The 3,698-nt window shown below is 72.3% G+C and carries 4 protein-coding genes; 2 read left to right on the top strand and 2 right to left on the bottom strand.

From position 1 onward, the window contains the following. Nucleotides 1-651, bottom strand: a 651-nt coding sequence (locus tag DQW06_RS21405) for a phosphatase PAP2 family protein (RefSeq protein ID WP_117199179.1), incomplete at its 3' end; no start/stop codon positions are given. 288 nt (nucleotides 652-939) lie between these two features. Here DQW06_RS21405 and rraA point away from each other — a divergent pair. After that, complete coding sequence (gene rraA / locus DQW06_RS21400; protein WP_013155359.1) at nucleotides 940-1,428, top strand: ribonuclease E activity regulator RraA; 489 nt, start codon at nucleotides 940-942, stop codon at nucleotides 1,426-1,428. Nucleotides 1,429-1,600: 172 nt separating this feature from the next. Here the strand turns inward: rraA and DQW06_RS21395 are convergent, their stop codons facing one another. Continuing rightward, a complete protein-coding gene (locus DQW06_RS21395) occupies nucleotides 1,601-2,305 on the bottom strand; it encodes a hypothetical protein (RefSeq protein ID WP_117199178.1) in 705 nt (234 codons plus the stop codon). Between the two features lie 198 nt (nucleotides 2,306-2,503). Between DQW06_RS21395 and DQW06_RS21390 the strand changes: the two genes are divergently transcribed. Continuing rightward, nucleotides 2,504-3,698 (top strand): sensor histidine kinase (locus DQW06_RS21390; protein WP_157983537.1); only part of this gene is annotated, 1,195 nt, incomplete at its 3' end.

Below are 3,698 nucleotides of genomic sequence, written 5' to 3'. Positions count from 1 at the left end.
GGGCGGGGGCGGCGCGCCCGCGTCCGAGGCGGCCGGGGTGTCCGGCCGCTCGGCGCGCACCAGCGGGCGCAGGCGGTCGTTGCGGGCGAGCAGCTCCACGAGGGCGGTCATCGGGCGGGAGGCGGCCAGGGAGACCAGGGCCGCGACGGTGGCGCCGACGAGGAGGCCGACCGTGACGTCGTGCGGGTAGTGGGCGCCGACGAAGACCCGGGAGAAGGCCTCCAGGACGGCGAGCAGCACGGCGAGGACGGCGATGCGGCGCCAGGCCAGGATGAGCGCCGCGGCGGCGGCGCCCGCGATCGCGGCGTGGTTGCTCGGGAAGGACCAGTCGCCGAGCGGGTCGCAGGTGGCGATCGTGGTCAGGTCGGTCATGGCCTGGCAGGGGCGCATCTGCTCGAAGAACGTCTTCACCGTGCGGCTGACCGTGTAGGCGACGACGGTGGCGACGGGAGCGAACAGGGCCAGGCCGACCAGGCGGGAGTCCACGGAGCGGGCGCGCCACCAGGCGGCGAGGAAGAGGACGGCGAACACTCCGAGGAAGAGGTCGGTGCCCACGTAGGCGACGCTCTGCACCCAGGGGTCCAGGTCCGCCGTGAACTCGATCAGGGCCCGGGACCAGGCAGCGCTGACGGCGAGGATCTCAGAGACCATCTCTCTCCATTGGGTCGTTCAGGGGGGAGGGTCGCGCGCAGGGGGGAGGTTCTGGGCGACGCCCCGTCCGAAGGTGACGGGGATCCCATGATTCGGTGACAGGAAAGGCTTCATCCTGTCATCAACCGGGGCTTTCCGGGCCCGCGAAACGGCCGTATCGACGAAAGAGACGGAGGGCACCGACGAAGGAGACGCCGTGCCGCCCGAGAGGTCTGGCGTACCGATGAGTAGCTTGGGGGTGTCCACCCTCCCGGCGGCACCCATCCGCCCTCCCGAGACGGAGCCCCGATGACCTCGCACTTCACCACCGCGGACCTCATCGACGACCACGGCGACACCCTGCGCAGCTGCTCCACGCAGTTCCGCCAGTTCGGGGGGCGCGCGGTGTTCTCCGGCCGGATCCGCACCGTCCGCTGCCACGAGGACAACGGCCTGGTCAAGCAGGTCCTCAACACCCCGGGCGACGGCGCGGTCCTGGTGGTGGACGGCGGCGGCTCGCTGCGGTCGGCCCTGATGGGCGACATGATCGCCGAGGCGGCCGTGGCCAACGGCTGGGCCGGAACCGTGATCTTCGGCGCGGTCCGCGACACCCGCGCCCTGGGCGGGCTGGACCTGGGCGTGAAGGCGCTGGGCTCCAACCCCCGCAAGTCCCTCAAGGACGCCGCCGGTCGCCTTGACGTGCCCGTGACCTTCGGCGACGTCACGTTCGTACCGGGAGAGTGGCTCTACAGCGACGAGGACGGCGTGGTGGTGAACGCCGAGGAGATCGGGCTCTGACGCGGGGCCAAGCGGAGGAGAACGGAGGAGGTCGCGGGGATGACCTCCCCGGCGACATCCCCGGAGCCTCCCCAGTGCGCCTCCGGCACCTCCCGCCGAACCCTCGGACACCCCCGCGGGCTCCGAGGCCTTCCGCGTGCCCGGCCGCACCCGCCCCTGCCCGCCCTGCGCCTCAGGCCCGACCGCGCAGGAGCGGAAGCACCACGGCCGCGCACATCGCGGGGAGCAGCAGCAGCGGGACGAGGAGCCACGCCAGCATGTGGTCGACGAACAGGACGACCGCCGCCTGCGCCGAACCGACCAGCACGAACCCGGTTCTCATGAGGCGGTGCGCGGCCGACCACCAGCGGACGAGGGGCCTGTCGTGGTCCGCCCCGGGCTCCGGCGCGGGCAGGACGACACCGACACCGACCAGGAACAGGCCGGTCGCCACGCCCAGCACCCGGCTGATCGGGAGGTCCCACCCGGCCTGGCCCAGGACGAGCACTCCGTGCGTCACGAGCAGGAACAGGGACAGCAGGCCCAGGAGGGCGCTCATGCCCCGCGCGGCGTTCCGTGCCTTCGGCGCCGCCGGTAGACCCAGCGCGTCCTGGAGGCCGTTCTGGAGACGGGTTCCGAAGACCACCGCGGCCGACAGCACGACCGCCAGGAGGCCGGTCGTCAGGGGCAGGGCCAGCGCGAGCACCGCCCGGGGGACCGTGTCGGGGGTGCCGTCCAGGTTGGTCCGTCCGCTGAGCACCGTCCCCGGCAGATCGGGCCAGGCCGTCCAGGAGACGAGGGCCATGAGGACGACCGAGGCCGCCGTGACGAGAATTCCCGCGAGGGGAATGCGGGGCCTTTCCACATTCTCCTCCACCGGGTTGTCCGTGCCGTTCATTCCGTTTCTTCCTCTCCCTCGCCGTTCTCGTGGCACAACAGTAGGAAAAGGAGTTTCGGAACCGCATCGACCGCGAGGCACGGTGCGGTCACTCGGTTCGCGGACACCGGACATGCCTGAGGTCATGGCGCGAACATGCCCCTGACCATGACCTCCTCCGGCGGTCCGCGCGGAACCGTTCCGACTACGCTCGGAAGAATGCGCACCCCCGGCTCCCCGACCGACCCGTCCTCCTGGGTCACGCTGCACGAGAACCGTCCGCCCCGCGTTCTGGAACTGCTGTTCTGGGGCGCGGTGGCACTCACCCTCGGCCTTTACGCGCTGCTGTTCCTGAGCGGCCAGATGCGTTTCCACGGCGGCGACCCGGTCGCCAACACCGCCGTGCTCGTCAGCGTCGGCGTCCTGCTGCTCTGCTGCGCGCTGTGGCCGTTCCTGGCGTGGTCCCCGGTGTCCCCGTGGCCGCGCAGGGCCGTCAGCGCCGTCTTCCTCGCCCTCACCGTGCTCTGCATGCTCAGCAGCAACCACACGACCTTCCTGCTGTTGTGCGTGGGCACCATGAACGCGGTGGCCGTGTTCGGGCTTCCGGGCGGCGTCGGCTACGGCTCCGCCGTGCTCGTGTTCAGCGTCGGTCTGACCCTGGTGGTCCCCGACCTGCCGTTCGCGGTGGGGCTGTTCGCCGGGGTGATCCTGCTGTTCATCGTGGCGGCGTCGGGAACGGTGTTCCTCGGCCTGACCGTGGCCGCGCGGCGGGCCGAGCACACACGGGAGCTCCTGGCCGCGCTGGAGGAGGCCCACGGGGAGCTGCGACGCCGCTCCGATCGCATCCGCGAGCTCACCGTGGCGGAGGAGCGCGCCCGCATGTCCCGGGAGATGCACGACAGCACCGGCCACTACCTGACCGCGCTCACCATGTCGCTGTCGAACGCGCTGCGCTTTCGCACCGCACGGCCCGACTCGGCGTGGGAGGAGGTGCGACAGGCCCGCGAACTCGCCCGGGAGGCGCTCACCGACACCCGGCGCTGGGTGCGCGCGCTGCGCCCCCTGGGGTTGGAGGGGCGCGCGGGGCTGGCCGCGATGCGGGCGATGGCGGCCTCCTTCGACGGCGGGGGCGTCCGGATCAGGTTCGCCGTCACCGGCGACGGGGTCTGGCCCGACCTGTCGGAGGAGGCCGAGCTGGTCTGCTACCGGGCGCTCCAGGAGGGCCTGACCAACGCCATGCGCCACTCGGGCGCCGACCTGATCGAGGTGGAGGTGCTGACCCGCGCCGAGGGGGTCGCGGTCACGGTGACCGACAACGGCGGCGGCGCGGGGAAGGAGGCGGTGCGCGCGGGGTTCGGGCTGCGGGGTCTGTCCGAACGGGTCGCGGCCGTCGGCGGGACGATGCTCAGCGGCA

Source organism: Nocardiopsis sp. TNDT3 (genome assembly GCF_003427465.1).
Taxonomy (GTDB): Bacteria; Actinomycetota; Actinomycetes; order Streptosporangiales; family Streptosporangiaceae; genus Nocardiopsis; species Nocardiopsis dassonvillei.
This window is presented reverse-complemented; position numbering and strand designations above follow the sequence as displayed.